Raw genomic sequence first — 16,315 nt, 5'->3', positions numbered from 1 at the left:
CAGGGAAGGGTCCGGTGGCGCTGATGTGAAAGTCATGGGTACGGGAGGTGTGCCGGACCTCGATCGGGGGATGGTCGCGATCATGACAGAGACGCCACTTCCGGACGCGCCGCCCACAGAACGACCCGTACGGCAGCTTCTCGCCGCCTCCGTGGGCAATGCCGTGGAGTGGTACGACTGGTACGCCTACACGTTTCTGGCCACCTACATCGCCGGCGCAGTCTTCCCCAAGGGCGCGGACAACTCGCTGGTGCCGCTGCTGTCGACGTTCGCGGTGTTCGCCGTGGGGTTCTTCATGCGGCCGGTCGGCGGACTGCTGATGGGGGCGATCGCGGACCGGCACGGGCGGCGCTCGGCGCTGACGGTCACCATTCTGCTGATGGGCGGCAGCAGTCTCCTGGTCGGACTGACACCGACGTACGCGGCGGTCGGCGTCCTCTCCCCCGTCGTGCTGGTGCTCGCGCGGCTGCTCCAAGGTCTGTCCGTGGGCGGGGAGTTCGCGGCCTCGACGACCTTCCTGGTCGAGTCGGCGCGGCCCGGCCGACGCGGGCTGTTCTCCAGCTTCCAGTACGTCTCGACGACGGCCGGGCAGCTTCTCGCGTCCGGGACAGCCACACTGCTGGTGGCCACGCTGAACGAGGGGCGGATGGACAGCTGGGGGTGGCGCGTCCCGTTCGTCCTCGGGGCCGTGCTGTCCCTGGTCGGGTTCTGGATCCGGCAAGGCGCGCGGGAGACGCGCAGCGAGGAGCAGCGGCGGGCGCCGCGTCCCGGGCTCCTTGAGGGGTTGCGACGCCATCCGCGCGAGTCCCTGCTGATCTGCGGGATCACGATGGGCGGCACGATCGCGTACTACACGTGGACGTCGTATCTGCCGACGTACGCCGAGCTGAATGCCGGTGTCGACAAGTCGGACGCGTTGCTCGCAGGGACGATCTCGCTCGCCTTCTTCGGGGTGCTTCAGCCGCTCGGCGGTTTGCTGTCGGACCGCTTCGGGCGCCGGCCGTTGCTGCTGTTCTTCGGGCTGGGCTTCGCGCTGCTGAGCGTGCCGCTGCTGCACGCGCTGCGGGACTCCTTCGTGGTGCTGCTGCTCGTGCAGTGCGCGGGGATGGTGTTGCTGACCGGGTTCACGTCGATCAGCGCGGCGGTGAACGCGGAGGTGTTCCCGGCGCGGGTGCGGGCGGCCGGGATCGGGTTCCCCTACTCGTTGACGGTCGCGGTGTTCGGGGGGACGGCACCGTATGTGGGCACGCTGTTCAAGGAGTTGGGGCACGCGGGAGTGTTTCCGTGGTACGTGGCCGCCCTCTGCCTCGGCTCGTCACTGGTCTATCTGCGGCTCCCGGAGACCGCCCACGGAGAACTGCGCCGCTAGCGCCCGCTTCGCCACCGCCGTTCCCGACCTCAGCGCGGCCACCGGATCGGCGGCCTCGTCCAGTTCGATCAGGACCGTACCCGCGCCGGGCGTTGCGGACATCGCGTCCGCCCAGCCCTCCCAGTCGACGATCCCCGTGCCCAGCTCCGTCATGTAGGGCTGCTGCCGGGAGTACACCGTGTCGTCGATCGTGAGGTGGACGTCGATCGGGGCGACCGCGTCCTTCCAGTGGGCCAGGGCTGTGCGCGGAGTGTGGCGCCGGGCCACCGCGACGGGGTCGCCGCCGCCCAGGGCGATGTGGCAGGAGTCGGGGCACAGCCAGACATAGCGCGGGTCGGTCAGGGCCATGAACAGGTCGATGTCCCGCTCGTACCAGAGGGTGCTGTGGGACTCGGTGTGGAAGGCGAGCCGCACCCCGTACCGGGACACCGCCTCGCCCACCGCGTGGGCGATGTCGGCCATGCGGGTCATGTAGGCGGCGTCGACAAAGAAGGGCGGGCGGGTGCCGTACGTCGTCCTCATCGGCAGTCCGGCGACGAGGACGTCGGCGCCCACCTCGGCGAGGAACGCGGCGCGGCGCTCGGCGTCGGCGACGATCGCGGGGAGGTTGTCGCCGTGCCGCCAGTCGGGGGCGTCGCTGTCGGCGACGAAGGCGCTGACGACGGCCAGGCCCCTGTCGGCCAGTTCCCGGCGGAACGCCTCTGCGCTGCCGTAGGCGCGCAGGGCCGCGTCGATGTCGCCGGGCGCGAACGTCAGCTCGAGGCCGGTGACCTCGGTCTCGGCGAGCGTGTCCAGCACCCGCTGCCAGAAGCGGTCCGGGTGATCCGCAGCCCAGTCGCGGACCGCGTCGGCGGAGTCGAGGCCCCAGAATCCGGGGTGGTAGAAGGTGATGACGTCGGTCGCGAAACGAGGGCTCATTCGGTTCCCCCGCGCGCGTTGTAGACGACGACCTCGTCGGACTCGTCAACGGCCTTGCGGTAGTTGCGGAACACCGCGAGCGCCTCGTCCCTCAGGACGTCTCCCACGACCTCGATGCCACGTGTCTCGAACTGCTCGGCCCAGTCGGAGCCGACCGGGCCCTCGTCGAAGGTGGTGATCTCCTCCAGTTCCGGGCCCTGACCCGCGACCACCAGGCCGCGTACCCCGGACCACATCGTGGCCCCGTAACACTGCACGCAGGGACGCCAGTTGACGACCAGCTCGTGAGACGGCAGGCCGTCCCCGCCGAGGTCCCAGCTGCCGGTGGCCATCTGGGCGAGGCCTAGCGCGACGACCTCGGCGTGCGCGCTGGAGACTCCACTGGACAGGACGACGTTGACGCCGACGGAGACGATCCGGCCGGACGCGCGCTCGGCGACGAGTGCGGCGAACGGACCGCCGTTGCCCTCGCGCCAGTTGCGGTCGGCGAGGCGGTGCACGAGACGCATCCGGTCCTCGCGGGAGGGGACGGTGGCGGGCACGTCGGCGAGTTCGTCGTCGATCCAGGCGGGCAGGGCCACGTGGTATTCCCTGGCGATGTCGATCACGGTTCGGTTCCTCTCGGTGGTTCAGGTGCGTGCGGTGACGGCACGGGCGGCCCGTACCGCGGTGACGGCGCCGGTCAGGGTGACGTTGGCGGCCATCGCGGTGGGAACGACTCCGTTGCCCGCCAGGTACAGGTTGTCGAAGCCCCACACCCTCCCGTCCGGGTCGCACACGCCGGTGCCGTCGTCGGTGACGCCTGCCCGGACCGTGCCGGTGAGATGCAGTGAGGAACCGGGCGGCAGCACGGTGGACTCGGTCGCGGGATCGAAGGGGCCGAACTCCTGGGCGACGGACCGGACTTCGTCCAGCGCCCGGCGGATCAGCGCGCGGTCGGTCTCGGAGTAGCCGAACTCGACGCGGATGCGGGGCAGCCCGGCCAGGTCGGTCTCGCTCGCCGAGAACACCAGCCGGTTCTGCGGGCGCGACTCGACGGGGACGTACAGCGACAGACCGACGGAGTGCGCGAGGGGCCGGCCGGCCTCGTCGACGTAGGTGCGGTTCATGATCTGGCCGTGGAAGGGCTGGGCGGGTCCGTTGCACGGCAGCCACAGCGAGTCCGTGCTGAACTCGCCGGGGCGCGGCAGGGGCAGGGCACCGGGGTCGAGGCCGAACCGGTCGAGGTCGAGCAGGACGCGGGCGGTGACGAAGGCGTGCTCGTTGAGGTGACGGCCCAGGGCCTTTGGGCGGATGCCGGAGGCGTACAGGAGTTGCGGGGTGCGCAGGGCGTCGGCGCACACCACCACGGTGCCGGCGCGGAGTTCGGACTCGGTGCCGTCGGCGACGCGGCGCAGGCGGGCCCCGGTGACCCGGCCGGCGTCCCGGCCGAGGGCGGTCACGAGGGTGCCGGTGAGCAGGGTGAAGGCGGGATCGCCGCCCTGGGCGAGCGCGGGGAAGATCGTCCCGGGTGCCGTGCGGGGCATGGGGCCCGACGGTGTGGGGGTGACGGCCATGGGCATGGGCTGCGGGGCCCGGTCGGCGGGCCCGACACCGCCGTAGCGTCGACGCAGGACGTCGAGGACGAGTTCGCCGACCTTGGTCGGGCCGATCGCCGCAGGTGTGACGCCGAGCAGTCGGCGTGCGGTGTCGAGATCGGCCGCCCAGGCGTCGGGGTCGCCGAAGTCGAAGGTCTCGTCGTCGGCCGGCCACGGCGTGGCGGCGGTCCAGTGGACGCCCATGCCGCCCGCGTTCCAGGCGAGCGCGGCCTGCGGCATCGCCTCGGCGTCCTCGCCGAAGGCGAGCGCGTGGAACATGCCGGGGGCGAGGTCGGGGAGGCTGCCCGCGGCCTCACGGACCACCTCGGCTCCCGTGTACATGCCCTGGATGCCGGTGGCGACCTTTTCGTTGTAGCGGGACCACAGGTCGGGGTCGTCGAGGTCGTGCAGGTGCCGCCCCGGGGTACCGCCGATCGGGCTGCCGCCGTCGGCCATGGTGATGTGCAGCGCCGGATCGCTGCGGCGCAGGAGGCGGGCCACGAGGGAGCCCATGATGCCGCTGCCCACGATGAGGACGTCGGTGCGGGGGGTGTGGGTCAAGTGGAGCTCCGTGTACGTGTGGTGTGGGGGTCAGGCGACCGGGCCGAGCGGTCCGAACAGCTCGGTGTCCATGCGGTCCAGGGCGAGCTTCACCGCGCCGATGAGCGGGGCGTCGTGGCCGAGCGCGGTGGCGCGCAGTTCGACCGCGGGGGTGCGGGCGTCCCGCAGCGCGGCCCGTACCCGGGGCAGCAGGACGTCGGCCGCGTCCTCCAGTCCGCCGCCGAGGACGATGAGCGAGGGGGCGACCGTCCAGGACAGGGTGGTGAGGATCGACGCGATGTTCTCCACGAACTCGTCGACCTCGGCGAGCGAGGCGGCGTCGCCGTTCCGGGCCGCCTCGAACCGGGCCAGGGCGAGGGCGCGTTGGGCGGGCAGCGGTGAGGTCAGGGCGGCGACGGGCCGGTCCTCGACCGAGCCGGCCGGCATCGAGCGGGCTTCGACGATCTCTCCCGCGGCTCCGTCGAGCCCGCGGTGCACGGCCCCTCGGATCAGGATGCCGAGGCCGGTCCGGTTCCCGAGCATCGCCCATACGACGTTGTCGTGATCGGCTGCCACTCCCCGCCAACGCTCCGCCAGCGCACCGAGGTTGGTGTCGTTGTCGGCGAACCAGGGCACCGGGACACGCCGGCCGAGCTCCTCGGGCAGGTGCACGCCCTCCCAGCGCGTGGTGTGCACCAGGCGCCGTACGACTCCTTCGTCGTCGATGGCACCGCCGCCGGCGATGGCCCCGGCGCGCAGCCGGTCCACCGAGCCGCCGGCGTCTTCGAGGGCCTGGAGGACCAGTGCGGCGGCGTCGTCGAGAGTGGTGCGCGGGTCCTTGTAGGCGCGCAGCGGCCGGTGTGCCCGGCCGAGGATGTGGCCGCGCACGTCGGCGACGACGGCGGAGACATCGACGGTCGTGACGCGTACGGCGGCCAACAGGGCGTGTTCGGCGCGCAGTTCGTAGCGGCGGGCCGGGCGTCCGGCGCAGCCGCTGTTCGGCACCCGGTCGAGTTCGGCGACCCAGCCCGCCTCGACGAGCGAGTCCAGGATCAGCTCGATCGTGCGGCGGGACAGACCGGTCTGCTCGGCGAGTTCGGTGAGTTTCCTCGGTCCCGCCGACACCGCCAACGCCCGCAGGATCACGGAGGTGTTGACCCGTCGTACGGCGCTCTGGTTCATGCCGGCCGTCAGCACGGCTCCCCTCCCGTCACCGGGTCGTACACGCCCCGGGTGTCGGCCGCGAGCGGTCGGCCGTATGCGCGGGCCGGGTCGCCGAGCCGCCCGGTCGCCCTCCCCCAGGTCGGGGACTGGCCGCGGACGAAGTCGACGAGGTCGGTGTGCATCCGGGCGGCCAGCGCCACCGGCGGGTTCGGGCCGAGCGCCTCGGGGACGCCGGGCGCGTCGAGCACGTCGAAGAAGAAGGGGAGGTCGACGCAGTGCACGGCGCCGCCGAGGGCCGGGGAGGGCCATTCGAAGGAGTACAGCCAGGTGCCGGCGGGGGACGCGCGGCGGGCGGCCGCGGTGCGGGGGCACGCGGAGCGGAACAGGGTGTCCGTGATCCGGGTGCCGGCCGCGCGCGACCCGCTCTCGCTGTCGCCGTCGAACTCGTCGCCCGTGGCGCCGAGCAGCAGCGGGACGTCCTGTCCGTGCCCGGCCAGCCCCTCGGCGAGCGGCAGCGGCAGGATGTCGTCGCCGACGACCGGACCGAGCACGAGCCGGTCGTCGTCCCCGCGCAGGTCGAGCACGCCCCGCTGGAGCGACTCCGGTGCGCACAGGGCGAATCCGGCCCGGGTGGGCGCCACGCCCAGGTGCTCGCCGAGCCGTGCGAGGACGTCACGGACCCGGGTCGCTTCCACTTCGAACAGGCCGCCGGACAGACTGACCGCCCGCTGGAACCTGCCGCGCCCGGCGGGCGACGACAGCAGCGCGAGCGCCATCGCTCCCCCGGCCGACTGGCCCGCGACGGTGACCCGGTCCGGGTCGCCCCCGAACGCGGCGATGTTCTCCCGCACCCAGTCGAGCGCGAGGAGCACGTCCCGCAGCCCGAGGTTGGTGGGGACGTCGTCCAGTACGGCGAATCCGTCGACGCCGAGCCGGTAGCCGACGGTGACGGTGACGACGCCGTCGCGGGCGAAGGCCCGACCGTCGTACCAGGGGCTCGCCGGGCTGCCCGCGAGAAAGCCGCCTCCGTGGATCCACACGAGCACCGGGCAGCCGTCCGCGTCGGGGGCCGTGACGGAGACGTTCAGTATGTCGTCGCCCGGCACCGACGGCTCCGGGATGGTGGTCGTGGTGAACAGCGGCACGCGCTGCGCGGTGGCTCCGGGGCGGGTGGCGTCGTACGGCTGTGTGAGGCGCCCGCGTGGGGCCGGTGCGGCGAACCTCCGTGGGCCGGTGGGAGCTTCGGCATAGGGGATGCCCAGGAAGCGCCGCACGTCTCGGTGCCGGCGGCCGACGACCGTGCCCGCCGGGGTCCGGACGGTGACCGGCGTGCTCATCGCAGCCCCGTTCCCGCGATGCCCTGGACGAAGTACCGCTGCAGGAAGAGGAAGAGCACGAGCACCGGCAGCATCACGACGATCGCTCCGGCGAGCAGCAGGCCGTAGTCGGTGACGTGGGCCGCGGCCTGGCTGGTGGCGGCGAGGCCGACCGGGAGGGTGTAGGTGGACATGCTCTGGGCGACGACCAGCGGCCAGATGAAGTTGTTCCAGGAGTTGAGGAACGACATGATCGTGATCGTGGCGACGGCGGGACCGGCCAGCGGCAGGAAGATCCTGAAGAAGATCCGGAACTCGCCCGCGCCGTCGATGCGGGCCGCTTCGAGGAGTTCGTCGGGGACCGACAGGGCGTACTGGCGCACGATGAAGACCGACAGGGGAAGCGCCGCGCCGGGCAGGGCGATTCCGGCGAGGGTGTCCGCGAGGCCCAGGTCCACGGTGATCACGAACTGGGTGACGAACACCGCGGTGAACGGCACCATCATCGCCGCCATGACCGCGCCGAACGCGAGCCGCCGGCCCGCGAAGTCGAGCTTGGCGAGGGCGTATCCGGCGGCCGACGCGGCCAGGATGTTCCCGGCCACCACGATCAGCGCGACGACGACGCTGTTGACCAGGAACCGCCCGAAGCCCTGGGTCTCGAACAGCCGGGTGAAGTTGCCGAAGGTGAGGTGGTGCGGGAACAGGGCCCCGGGGTCGGAGCGGATCTCGTCCAGGCTGCGCAGCGAGCCGCTCACCCCCCACGCGAAGGGCAGCGTCGTGAGCAGGGCGCACAGCACCAGGGCGGCGTACATCACGGGGCGGGCGGCACGGTTCATGTGCGGGACCTCAGCAGCCGGAACTGGACGACGCTCACCACGGTCACCAGCGCGAGCGTCACGAAGGAGGCCGCCGAGGACATCCCGAACTGGCCCGCCCCGAACTGGCGGTAGGTGTACAGCGCGACCGACTCGGTGGAGCCGAGCGGGCCGCCTCCGGTGAGGAGGTAGGGCTCGTCGAAGACCTGGAGGTAGAAGACGGTCAGCAGGACGGAGACCATGAGCGTGGTGGGCAGCAGCAACGGCAGGGTGATGTGCCGGAGTTGGCGCCACCGGCCGGCCCCGTCCAGGGCGGCGGCCTCGTACACGTCCCGCGGGACGGCCTGGAGGCCGGCGAGGAACAGCACCATCGCGATGCCGAAGTTGCGCCAGACGCCGAGCAGGATCACGACCGGCATGGCCAGATCGGGATCGTCCAGCCAGTTCGGTCCGGCGAGTCCGATCGCGCCGAGCAGCTTGTTGACGGTGCCGTCGAGGTGGAAGGCGTACTGCCAGATCAGCGCGACGGCGACGACGTTGGTGACGACGGGCGCGAAGAAGACGGTGCGCAGGACACCGCGCAGCCGGCTGATGCCGGAGTTCAGCGCGAGGGCCAGGGTGAAACCGATGCCCATCGTCAGCGGTACGCCCACGGCCACGAAGAGGGCGGTGTTGAGGATGTCCCGGACGAAGGTGTCGTCCTGGAACAGCCGGAGGTAGTTCTCGACGCCGGTGAAGTCGACGGCGAACGGGGTGCGGAGGTCGGCGCCGCGGATGTCGGTGAGGCTCAGGGCGAGTGCGGCGACGGTCGGGATCGCCGTGTAGACCAGGAAGACGAGGCCGAAGGGGGCGAGGAAGAGCCAGGCGACGGCGGTGCGGCGGGCGCGGGACACCTTGTGTGCCGCCGTCTTGGGCACGGCCCTGGCCCTCTTGGTGGCCGGTACGAGAGTCGTGGTCATCACTGCGTGCCCGTGCCGACGCTCTCGGCGTACGCCTGGATGTTCGCGGCCGCCTTCGCCGCGGTCTGCTTGCCCTTGGCGACGGCCTCCACCTCCTTGCCCAGCCGGGTCGCGACCTGCTGCCACGTGCTGACCTGCGGGAACGCACGGGTGTTCTTGAGCTGGGTGAAGAAGGCGGCCAGCAGCGGCTGGCCCTTGATCGCCGGGTCGTCCCAGGCGGAGATGACGGCCGGCAGCGAGCCGTACCCCTTGTACTGCGCGACCTGCGTGCTGGGCTTGGCCAGATACCTGACGAGCTTCCAGGCGGCGTCCGTGTTGCCGCTGTCGGCGAGGACGCCCCAGGTGCCGCCCGCGGAGAAGGAGACGCTGCTCGACGCTCCGGCGGGCAGGGGGGCGGTGGCGACGTGGGAGGCCGTCCAGCCGCTCTTCTTGGCAGCGGTGTCGAGCTGACCGATGACCCAGGGCCCGGTGATCATGCTCGCCGTCTTGCCGGAGACGAAGTACGGCTGTGCGTCGAGGAAGGTCGGCCCGCTGGTGTCGGCCGTCCCGGCGGTGAAGAAGGACGCGTTGTAGTCGAGGGCGTCGACCATCTGGGGCGTGTTCAGGTTCCACTTGCCGGCGGAGGTGACGAGTGAGGCTCCGGCCTGCCAGGCGTACATGGCGACGTCCTGGCCGTTGAAGATGTCCCACCCGATGTCGGCCCCCAGTGCGTGGGCCGCGCCGGCGCCCTGAAGGGCCTTGAGGAAGGGCTCCATGCCGGCCCAGGTGGTCGGCGCCTCGACGCCCGCCTTCTTGGCCAGATCTGATCGGTAGACGAGCGCGTACGTGTACGCGTACCAGGGCACCGTGTAGGCCACGTCGTCCACGACCCCGGCGTCCCAGAGGCTCTTGAAGAAGCTGCCCGGATCCACCAGGCCCTCCGGCACGGGCCGCAGGGTCGACGAGTCGAGGAACTGCGCCTGCGACTCGGGGAAGAACTGGGCGACGTCCGGTCCCTTGCCCGCCGCGATCGCCGCCTGGAGCTTGGTGTAGTACTCCGCGTTCGGGATCAGCGTGGTCTTCACGACCAGGTCGGGGTTGGCGGACTTGAACGGCTTGACGACCGTGCCGAGCACGTCGGCGTCGCCCTGGGCGGCCCAGACGTTCACGGTGCCGGTGGCCGGGGACGCGTCGACCTTCTTGGCGCCGGACGCGGCGGCCGCGTCGTCCTCGCGCCCGCAGCCGGACAGGGGAAACGCGGCGCCGAGGGCCATTCCGGCGGTCAGCCGCAGGGCGGTGCGACGGGAGAGGTTGGGCACGGGGACTCCTGTGACACGAGATTCCTCACGAGTACTGAGGGCGGTGGCGTGATGTGTCCCGACGCTATGAACCGCGTGTTTCGGCCACGTGGCGGTCCTCACCCCGAATAATTTCGGAACTTGTAGCGAAATCGGTGTGGCGAGGGCCCGGTGCGCAGGATGCGCACCGGGCCCTCGCCGCCGCCCTGGGGCGTGCCGCTACCTGTGACCGCCGCTCGTGAACTGCTCGAAGGTGTGGCTGAAGGCCCAGGTGTCCTGGGCGATGCCGGAGCAGGAGTCGGATCCGCCGGTGCCCGGGCAGCCGCCGTTGTCGCGCTGGAGTGCCCAGAAGGAGAGGGTGTTGATCTTCTTGGCCTCGGCCCACTGCTCCACCGCGACCGCGTTCTCGACGGTGAAGGTCTCCTCGGGGCCGTAGTCGTCGATGCCGGGCATCTCGATGACCCCGATCATGCTCCACAGCTTCGCGGAGCTCTTGTGCGGGTAGAGCGCGGCAAGCTGGCCGTGCAGGCCCTCGGCGGCCGTCCGGGTGTCGGCCGCCATGTCGTGCGTGGCGCCGTCGTAGTAGTCGAACGTCATGAGGTTGACGACATCCACGCGTGCGCCGTTGTCGACGGCGTTCTGGAGCACGGCGAGGCCGTTGGCCGCGAGGCCGGTCGTGGAGGTCGGGAGGGTGTAGGAGAACTGCACGGTGCGGCCCGTGCGTTCGGCCCAGCGCTGGACCTTCGCGATCGCCTTGTTGCGGCGGTCGATCCCGGCGGCGTTGTTGATCGAGTCGCCCTCGACATCGAGGTCGATGCGGCTGATGCCGTACGTCGTGACGAGGCTCTTGAACACCTCGGCGATGGCGTCGACGCTGGTGCAGCTGTCCGCCAGTTCGGTGCCGGTGGTGTCCGCGGTCCAGCCGCCGAAGGAGGGGATGACGTCGCCGCCGCGCGCCTGGATGGTGGCGATGTCACGGCCGAAGGACGCCTTCGAGATCGGCTGACCGCTCTCGCCGTTCCAGTAGGCGGTGCACGAACCCGCCGTGGCCGTCTGGAGGAACGCCAGCGTGAGGTACTTGTTTCCGGAGGCGGCGGCGAGTGCGGCCGGGCTCTGGCCGGTCCACGACTCGAAGTAGGGCGCCGCCACGTGGGCGGGCAGGGGCTTGCCGAAGGCCGGGAGCGAGGGCGAGGAGGACGCCGCGAGTGCGCCCCCTCCCCCCAGTCCGACGAGCCCGGCGGACAGAGCGCTCACGCTCAGACAGGACAGCAACGCACGAAGGTGACCAGGTCGTCTCACTGACGCTCCCAGGGGGAAAAGGGCATGCGGGGACAGCGGAATGGCCGAACCGCGGGGAAGAAGAACCGTGCCCATAATTGGACTAGACCATATAACTGTCAAGGTTCTTTACAGTTACTTGCCGAGTCCGCCTCAGCAGGTTGTCCGGCCTTCCTCTTCCGTGAGACGGAAGCGGTGTTGCCGTGCCCCTGCGAACGCCAAGACGATGCCACCACCACGACAGACGGGAGCCGCAACGATGCCGCACACGACCGCCTTCGCCAGGAACCAGTGGTACAGCTAGCGCACCTTTCTGACCTGCGCTTGTGTGGGGGCGATGAGGCTGTGACCTGCTAGGACGGGTTACAGAGGCGATCGGAGGCAGTCAGAGGAAAACACTCTGATTCGACCCCGGTTCGACCCGGGCCGCTCAGAGGCAGTCAGAGGCATCAGCCTCCAGAACTGGCTCTGAGGGACCCGAGTCGACCGGTGTGGATCACGAGTGGTGACTCTGGCAGGACCTCAGATTCGCCTCCGTCGAGCCGCGGTAGGGACGCCTGCCTCCAGCGAGGCCAGGTACACGAAAGCCCCCAGGATGGCCGTCCTGGAGGCTTCGTTGGCACCGATTGGAGGTCGGTTCCGGGCACCACCCGTGGTTTTTGCGGGCCCAGGTGGCGTCCATGTCTTTGCGAGACGACCCCAGAATGCCATACGACGCACCCTCTTCGCACTACTCGCAGAAGGCTTCACGTCCAGCAAACTCCCAGCCAGAGGCAGTCACAGGCACCCAAACCTCCCGGCAGGGACTCGTCGGCCTCCCCCGCGCCGCCGCTGATCTGGTCCTTCTCGGAGACCTCACCGGTCGTTACGCAGCGGGCAGCTACAGCAAGCTCGACCGTAACGGACGAGTGGTCCATCGCGAAGATCGACAGGGCATGGCCGAGCACGGCCATCGGATTACTGCGGCTATCGCCTGCCACGTCGCCCGGGTCGGGGGCACCGTCGATCAGTTGACGCAGCTGCTGATGCACCCGGATCACGAGGGTGGCAGGCACACGCAGAACATCGCGCTGCGCTCTGGTCAGGCACGCGCCCTCGCGTACGTCCGTCGAGTCTGGGACAGCGCCTGCGCAACGGTCCACAGCACGGTAGAGGTTGGCTCCCGCCAGAACTCCCACGAGGATCTCGCTGCCCTTCGCGCCCGTATCGAGGTCACCCCGTGGCGTGGGGAGCGAGGACGCACCGCCTTGCGAGTGCTTCTCGCTCATCTCAACTTCGCCGAGACCGCTGGTGGCCGTCTGCACGCCGCGAGTGAGCGCCAGGCCGCCGAGGAGGCCGGGATCTCGCGGCAGACGCTGCGCAACGCATACGAGACCGTGCTGAGGCCAGGAGGGTGGCTGCGCCGGCTGCGGGTCGGCCATGGCAGGGATGGCTCCACGTGGTACCTCGGCAACGGCCCTGGTTCCTCCACACACTCATCGTCTTCTCGTCAGAAGACCACTCAGTTCCCCCCCGACCCGGCACTTGAGGAGTGGTCCACCTCCGAGACGGCCGCCCCGGCCGACGTCGACTCCACTGTCATCAGCCACCTGATGGCCCACGATGCCTTCGCCCACCACGGCCTGGGCAGCTCCGCTCTCTTGATCCTCGGAGCCTTGCACGCACGCCCTAACCAGACCGTCAGTGAACTCGTCATCACCTCCTCCGTCTCACGCGCCACCGCCTACCGGGCCCTCCGTCGCCTCGCGCGCCACGGTCTGGTGCACCACATCGGCGAAGTCTGGTCACTGGCCCCCCGGGCCTTGCAGGGCTTCGGTAACAGCCATCCGGAGGCTGTTACCGACCGGCAAGTCGTGCCCTCGCACGGCTGGGACCTGGTCGCCCACCGATGCGGAACTGCAGGTACCGCGGCGAGCCGAAGGACACTCCACGCCGCCGAACGAGCGGCGTATCGGGAGGCGCTGGAGCGACTGTTGGAGCACCGCAGCAGGGCCCTCGTTGTGGTCCGCGACGGCCATCAGGTGTTGGTACCCGCCCTGCGCCCGGACGAGGTCCCCACGCCATGGCGCGGGCCCGGCGGCCTCGTCATCAACCCGGCGACAGGGCGAATCGATCCGGCATGGCGGGTTGCCAGCGATGGGCGCTTGATCCTCATCACCACCACTGACCAGCGCAGTTACGACGAACTAGCCGCCGCACACGCCGAAGCACTCAGGGAATGGGAGTCCGTTGCATGAACACGCAGCAGTCGACGCCGGATGAGGACGACGTAGCCATCACGCCGGAGACCTTGCGCACCCGCTACGAATCCGGAGCCACCGTCGACGAGCTCGTTGCGAGCAGCAGGTTGTCGTACGGCACGGTGCTCAACCGGCTGCACGAGGCCGGGACCGAGATGCGCACATCGTGGCAGACCCGCCGGATGCGCCAGGATCCACAGGCGCGCCAGCGTCTCGCGGCCCACCTGCGCACCCTGTACGAGCAGCGTGGCGCGACCCTCACCGAGCTCGCTGCAGTCGCGGGAGACACGAGGCGTGCTGCCCGGCGCCTGCTGATCGAGGCCGGCGGCACCGTGCGCACCACGCAGCAGACGCTGCGGATGCGCACCGCAACGCGGGCCGCCGAGCGGCAGAAGCTCGCGCGGTCCCTGCGGGCACGGTACGAGGCCGGCGCCTCCGTGCCAGAGCTTGCTGAGGACTGCAACTACTCAGTGGCCACGGTCTACCGGCTCCTGCACCAGGCCCGCACTCCCATGCGCCCCCGGCACCGCCACGGCCCCTCGGACGGGACGAGGAAGCGGTCATGAGCGCACTGGCCCTCGCTGACGTTCCCTGCGGTACCGCTCGCCACAAGGTCCCGCCCATGCACCATCCCGGCTGCAGTTGCGCGGCAAGGGCTCCCCCGCTTCGACCGCATTCTCAGCCATGTCTCCGAAGCAATGTCGACGTCGTCGACCTGCGCAAAGTCAACAGTCCTTCCAGTTCAGGAGATCAAGCACACGTGAACGAGAACACCCGTCACAAGACCCTGGCGGCGGCCACAGCCCGCGCCTGGGACGCCTTCGTGATCGTCGTCGGCATGCTCAAGGGCGGCACCGGCAAGACCACCTCCGCCTGGTTCATCGCCCTCTACTACGCCGTCGTCCTGGGGCTGCCGACGCTGCTCCTGGATGCCGACGCGACCAGTCAGTCCGCCTATGACTGGTTCAAGGTCGCCAAGGCCGAAGGCTTCGAAATCCCGGAGAACCTGGTGGTCGAGCGGTACCCGTTCGATGACATCGCCGAGTACATCCGTGAGAAGCGTGCCGAGTTCGGCGCGATCGTGGTCGACGCCGGCGGCGGGAGCGCGAAGCTGTTCCACGAGGCTGTTACCGAGGCGAACCTGCTGCTCGTGCCGGTCGCTCCCACCAAGATCGAGCGTCGCAAGCTCGTGGCCACCTTCGACGAGGCCGAGCGCGCCGCCGCCCGCAACGAGCGCGACGTCACCGCCCACGTGGTGCTGGTCAAGGCCGACGACCGCACCAGCCTGCCCCGCACGGCGAAGGACAAGCTGCTGGAGCCCGTCGAGGGCGAGGGCATCGGCCCGGACCGCGACGAGCCGTTCCCGCTCGCCGAGACGACCATCCACTCGTGGGTCCACTACATGGAGGCCTTCGGCGAGATCCCGACCGAGCTGAGCGAGTACGCCGAGCTGATGAAGGAGCTGACGGCATGACCGAGCGTATGAAGCCCCCGGCCCGCCGCGCTGGCCGCACCCTCGGCGGCGCCAAGAAGACGACCCCTCCTCCCCCTCCCCCGGCCGCCGAGCTCACCCCCGAGCAGTTCGCTGCTGAACGGGCGGCCGACCAGGGCGATGTCCGTCCCGCTGCCAACGAGTCCCAGGTTGAGCCCGCTCCTTCCCCGGTTCCCGTCGAGGGGTCGGCGCAGGGCCGGACCGGGACGGTGTCCGAGGCGCCGCAGGCTTCTGCCCAGCCGAACGGTGAGGCCGCGCCGAGCGGTCCCGTGCAGGAAGCGGTCTCCAGTCAGCCGGCGCACCAGGCCGTCGCCGCCCCCGAGGTGCGGGGGGAATCCGCTGAGGGTCAGGCAGAGCAGCAGGTGCAGCCTGTGGTCTCGGCTGTCGAGCCCGCAGCCCCTGCAGTTCAGCCCACTCACCCAGCCGAACCCGTTGCACAGCACGGGCCGTCTCACGTCACGTCCGCGGTTCCTGGCATGGCCCCGGCCGCCGAGGTGGCAGTTCGCTCGGCAGTTCCTCCGGCCGCGGCTGGTACGGCGTTCCCGGTGAGGACCGATGCTCCAGGGGCCCACCGGGAACAGGACGTGCGATCGGAGGCAGCGCCGAGCGAGGGAACACCGTGGGCTCAGGGCCCCGGCCGCCCCAAGGACATTCCCGAGACTGCTGTCGTTCTCAACCAGCGCATCATCGCGCGGGAAAGCCTCGACTCGTCGGTCCCCGCCGCGCTGAAGCTAAAGAAGCGGATCAAGCGGTTCGCTCTGGACAACGAACTCGATCACCTGCCCATGGGCGACATCGTCTCGGTCGCACTGGACGAGTGGCTCACCGCCCGCGGGTTCTAACGCGCATCCATCCCCTGGGGTAGCCGCGAACGCTTCTCTCGTTCGCGGCCACCCGTCCTACCGACTATTCCACTAGTCCACTAGGCGGCTAGCTAGTCGCCTAGTGGACCGACCGGAGCGCCCAGTGCCTGATCTCTCGCACCATGCCCGTCAACTGCGCGCCGTGGCTGACGCCCTCGAAGCGCAATCCGACCTGGCTGAGGACCCCTTGGTCCCTCATCCTGACACCTTGGAGATCATTAACGGTCGTCATACCACTCGCGGGCAAATCAACTACGCCGTCCCCGACGATCTCCAACTGCAGCGGCGTATCCGCCGTTATCACGCGGACCACGGTGTCCAGCACGGCGACATCGTCGCGCTAGCCCTCGACGCCTTTCTTCGTGCCAAGGGCTACCCGCCTGCCCTCAAGCCCACCAGGGTGGACCCGTCGTGAGCGGAGCGGACGAGCAACTCCTGTTGGAGCGCGTCGCTCCTCAGTGCCAGCCCGTGAACACGGGTGCTAAACAACTCTCGCTTCTTGGG

At 70.3% G+C, this 16,315-nt stretch carries 16 protein-coding genes; 6 read left to right on the top strand and 10 right to left on the bottom strand.

Annotated elements, in window-relative coordinates; genetic code table 11:
• Nucleotides 1-70 precede the first annotated feature (70 nt).
• Nucleotides 71-1,369 carry an MFS transporter gene (locus QF027_RS41635; RefSeq protein WP_307082680.1) on the top strand — a complete coding sequence of 433 codons (1,299 nt, stop codon included), beginning with the start codon at nt 71-73 and terminating at the stop codon, nt 1,367-1,369.
• On the opposite strand, the gene QF027_RS41630 is transcribed toward QF027_RS41635, so the two are convergent.
• The 10 genes from QF027_RS41630 to QF027_RS41585 all read right to left on the bottom strand — a co-directional run bounded on the left by QF027_RS41630 (nt 1,316) and on the right by QF027_RS41585 (nt 12,169).
• Nucleotides 1,316-2,287 carry a sugar phosphate isomerase/epimerase family protein gene (locus QF027_RS41630; RefSeq protein WP_307080611.1) on the bottom strand — a complete coding sequence of 324 codons (972 nt, stop codon included), beginning with the start codon at nt 2,285-2,287 and terminating at the stop codon, nt 1,316-1,318. The two genes, QF027_RS41635 and QF027_RS41630, sit on opposite strands and share 54 nt — an antisense overlap.
• A complete protein-coding gene (locus tag QF027_RS41625) occupies nt 2,284-2,895 on the bottom strand; it encodes a nucleoside deaminase (protein WP_307080610.1) in 612 nt (203 codons plus the stop codon). Before QF027_RS41625 ends, QF027_RS41630 begins: the two co-directional genes overlap by 4 nt.
• A gap of 21 nt (nt 2,896-2,916) precedes the next feature.
• Nucleotides 2,917-4,425 (bottom strand): GMC oxidoreductase, encoded by a 1,509-nt coding sequence (locus QF027_RS41620; RefSeq protein WP_307080609.1) that lies wholly within the window; start codon nt 4,423-4,425, stop codon nt 2,917-2,919.
• Nucleotides 4,426-4,455: 30 nt separating this feature from the next.
• Nucleotides 4,456-5,601, bottom strand: a complete 1,146-nt coding sequence (locus tag QF027_RS41615) for an ROK family protein (protein ID WP_307080608.1) — start codon at nt 5,599-5,601, stop codon at nt 4,456-4,458.
• Nucleotides 5,595-6,905 carry a carboxylesterase family protein gene (locus QF027_RS41610; RefSeq protein WP_307080607.1) on the bottom strand — a complete coding sequence of 437 codons (1,311 nt, stop codon included), beginning with the start codon at nt 6,903-6,905 and terminating at the stop codon, nt 5,595-5,597. The genes QF027_RS41615 and QF027_RS41610 overlap by 7 nt, the downstream gene beginning before the upstream one ends.
• A complete protein-coding gene (locus QF027_RS41605) occupies nt 6,902-7,723 on the bottom strand; it encodes a carbohydrate ABC transporter permease (RefSeq protein WP_280861388.1) in 822 nt (273 codons plus the stop codon). The genes QF027_RS41610 and QF027_RS41605 overlap by 4 nt, the downstream gene beginning before the upstream one ends.
• Nucleotides 7,720-8,661 (bottom strand): carbohydrate ABC transporter permease, encoded by a 942-nt coding sequence (locus QF027_RS41600; RefSeq protein WP_307080606.1) that lies wholly within the window; start codon nt 8,659-8,661, stop codon nt 7,720-7,722. The genes QF027_RS41605 and QF027_RS41600 overlap by 4 nt, the downstream gene beginning before the upstream one ends.
• A complete protein-coding gene (locus QF027_RS41595; RefSeq protein WP_307080605.1) occupies nt 8,661-9,959 on the bottom strand; it encodes an extracellular solute-binding protein in 1,299 nt (432 codons plus the stop codon). The genes QF027_RS41600 and QF027_RS41595 overlap by 1 nt, the downstream gene beginning before the upstream one ends.
• Nucleotides 9,960-10,157: 198 nt before the next feature.
• On the bottom strand, nt 10,158-11,192 hold the full coding sequence (locus QF027_RS41590) for a chitinase (RefSeq protein ID WP_373432015.1): 1,035 nt from the start codon (nt 11,190-11,192) through the stop codon (nt 10,158-10,160).
• Between the two features lie 770 nt (nt 11,193-11,962).
• On the bottom strand, nt 11,963-12,169 hold the full coding sequence (locus tag QF027_RS41585) for a hypothetical protein (RefSeq protein ID WP_307080604.1): 207 nt from the start codon (nt 12,167-12,169) through the stop codon (nt 11,963-11,965).
• Between QF027_RS41585 and QF027_RS41580 the strand changes: the two genes are divergently transcribed.
• From QF027_RS41580 to QF027_RS41560, 5 genes are all read left to right on the top strand, one after another.
• A complete protein-coding gene (locus tag QF027_RS41580) occupies nt 12,152-13,453 on the top strand; it encodes a helix-turn-helix domain-containing protein (RefSeq protein WP_307080603.1) in 1,302 nt (433 codons plus the stop codon). The two genes, QF027_RS41585 and QF027_RS41580, sit on opposite strands and share 18 nt — an antisense overlap.
• Complete coding sequence (locus QF027_RS41575) at nt 13,450-14,022, top strand: helix-turn-helix domain-containing protein (protein WP_187827991.1); 573 nt, start codon at nt 13,450-13,452, stop codon at nt 14,020-14,022. Before QF027_RS41580 ends, QF027_RS41575 begins: the two co-directional genes overlap by 4 nt.
• 194 nt (nt 14,023-14,216) lie before the next feature.
• On the top strand, nt 14,217-14,930 hold the full coding sequence (locus QF027_RS41570; RefSeq protein WP_187827992.1) for a ParA family protein: 714 nt from the start codon (nt 14,217-14,219) through the stop codon (nt 14,928-14,930).
• 602 nt (nt 14,931-15,532) lie between these two features.
• Nucleotides 15,533-15,790, top strand: coding sequence for a hypothetical protein (locus tag QF027_RS41565; RefSeq protein WP_187827993.1), 258 nt, complete (start codon nt 15,533-15,535; stop codon nt 15,788-15,790).
• Nucleotides 15,791-16,019: 229 nt separating this feature from the next.
• Nucleotides 16,020-16,226 carry a hypothetical protein gene (locus QF027_RS41560; protein WP_307080602.1) on the top strand — a complete coding sequence of 69 codons (207 nt, stop codon included), beginning with the start codon at nt 16,020-16,022 and terminating at the stop codon, nt 16,224-16,226.
• The last annotated feature ends 89 nt before the right edge of the window (nt 16,227-16,315 follow it).

The organism is Streptomyces canus (assembly GCF_030816965.1).
Lineage (GTDB): Bacteria > Actinomycetota > Actinomycetes > Streptomycetales > Streptomycetaceae > Streptomyces > Streptomyces canus_E.
The sequence above is the reverse complement of the archived record's forward strand: the minus strand, read 5'-3'. Positions and strand labels throughout refer to the sequence as shown.

Bases quoted from the DNA above. Each gene is read 5' to 3' on its own strand.
- QF027_RS41605 (WP_280861388.1), bottom strand. From the start codon at position 7,723: ATGAACCGTGCCGCCCGCCCCGTGATGTACGCCGCCCTGGTGCTGTGC.
- QF027_RS41575 (WP_187827991.1), top strand. From the start codon at position 13,450: ATGAACACGCAGCAGTCGACGCCGGATGAGGACGACGTAGCCATCACG.
- QF027_RS41610 (WP_307080607.1), bottom strand. From the start codon at position 6,905: ATGAGCACGCCGGTCACCGTCCGGACCCCGGCGGGCACGGTCGTCGGC.
- QF027_RS41585 (WP_307080604.1), bottom strand. From the start codon at position 12,169: ATGGCCGTGCTCGGCCATGCCCTGTCGATCTTCGCGATGGACCACTCG.
- QF027_RS41600 (WP_307080606.1), bottom strand. From the start codon at position 8,661: ATGACCACGACTCTCGTACCGGCCACCAAGAGGGCCAGGGCCGTGCCC.
- QF027_RS41630 (WP_307080611.1), bottom strand. From the start codon at position 2,287: ATGAGCCCTCGTTTCGCGACCGACGTCATCACCTTCTACCACCCCGGA.
- QF027_RS41635 (WP_307082680.1), top strand. From the start codon at position 71: ATGGTCGCGATCATGACAGAGACGCCACTTCCGGACGCGCCGCCCACA.
- QF027_RS41580 (WP_307080603.1), top strand. From the start codon at position 12,152: ATGGCCGAGCACGGCCATCGGATTACTGCGGCTATCGCCTGCCACGTC.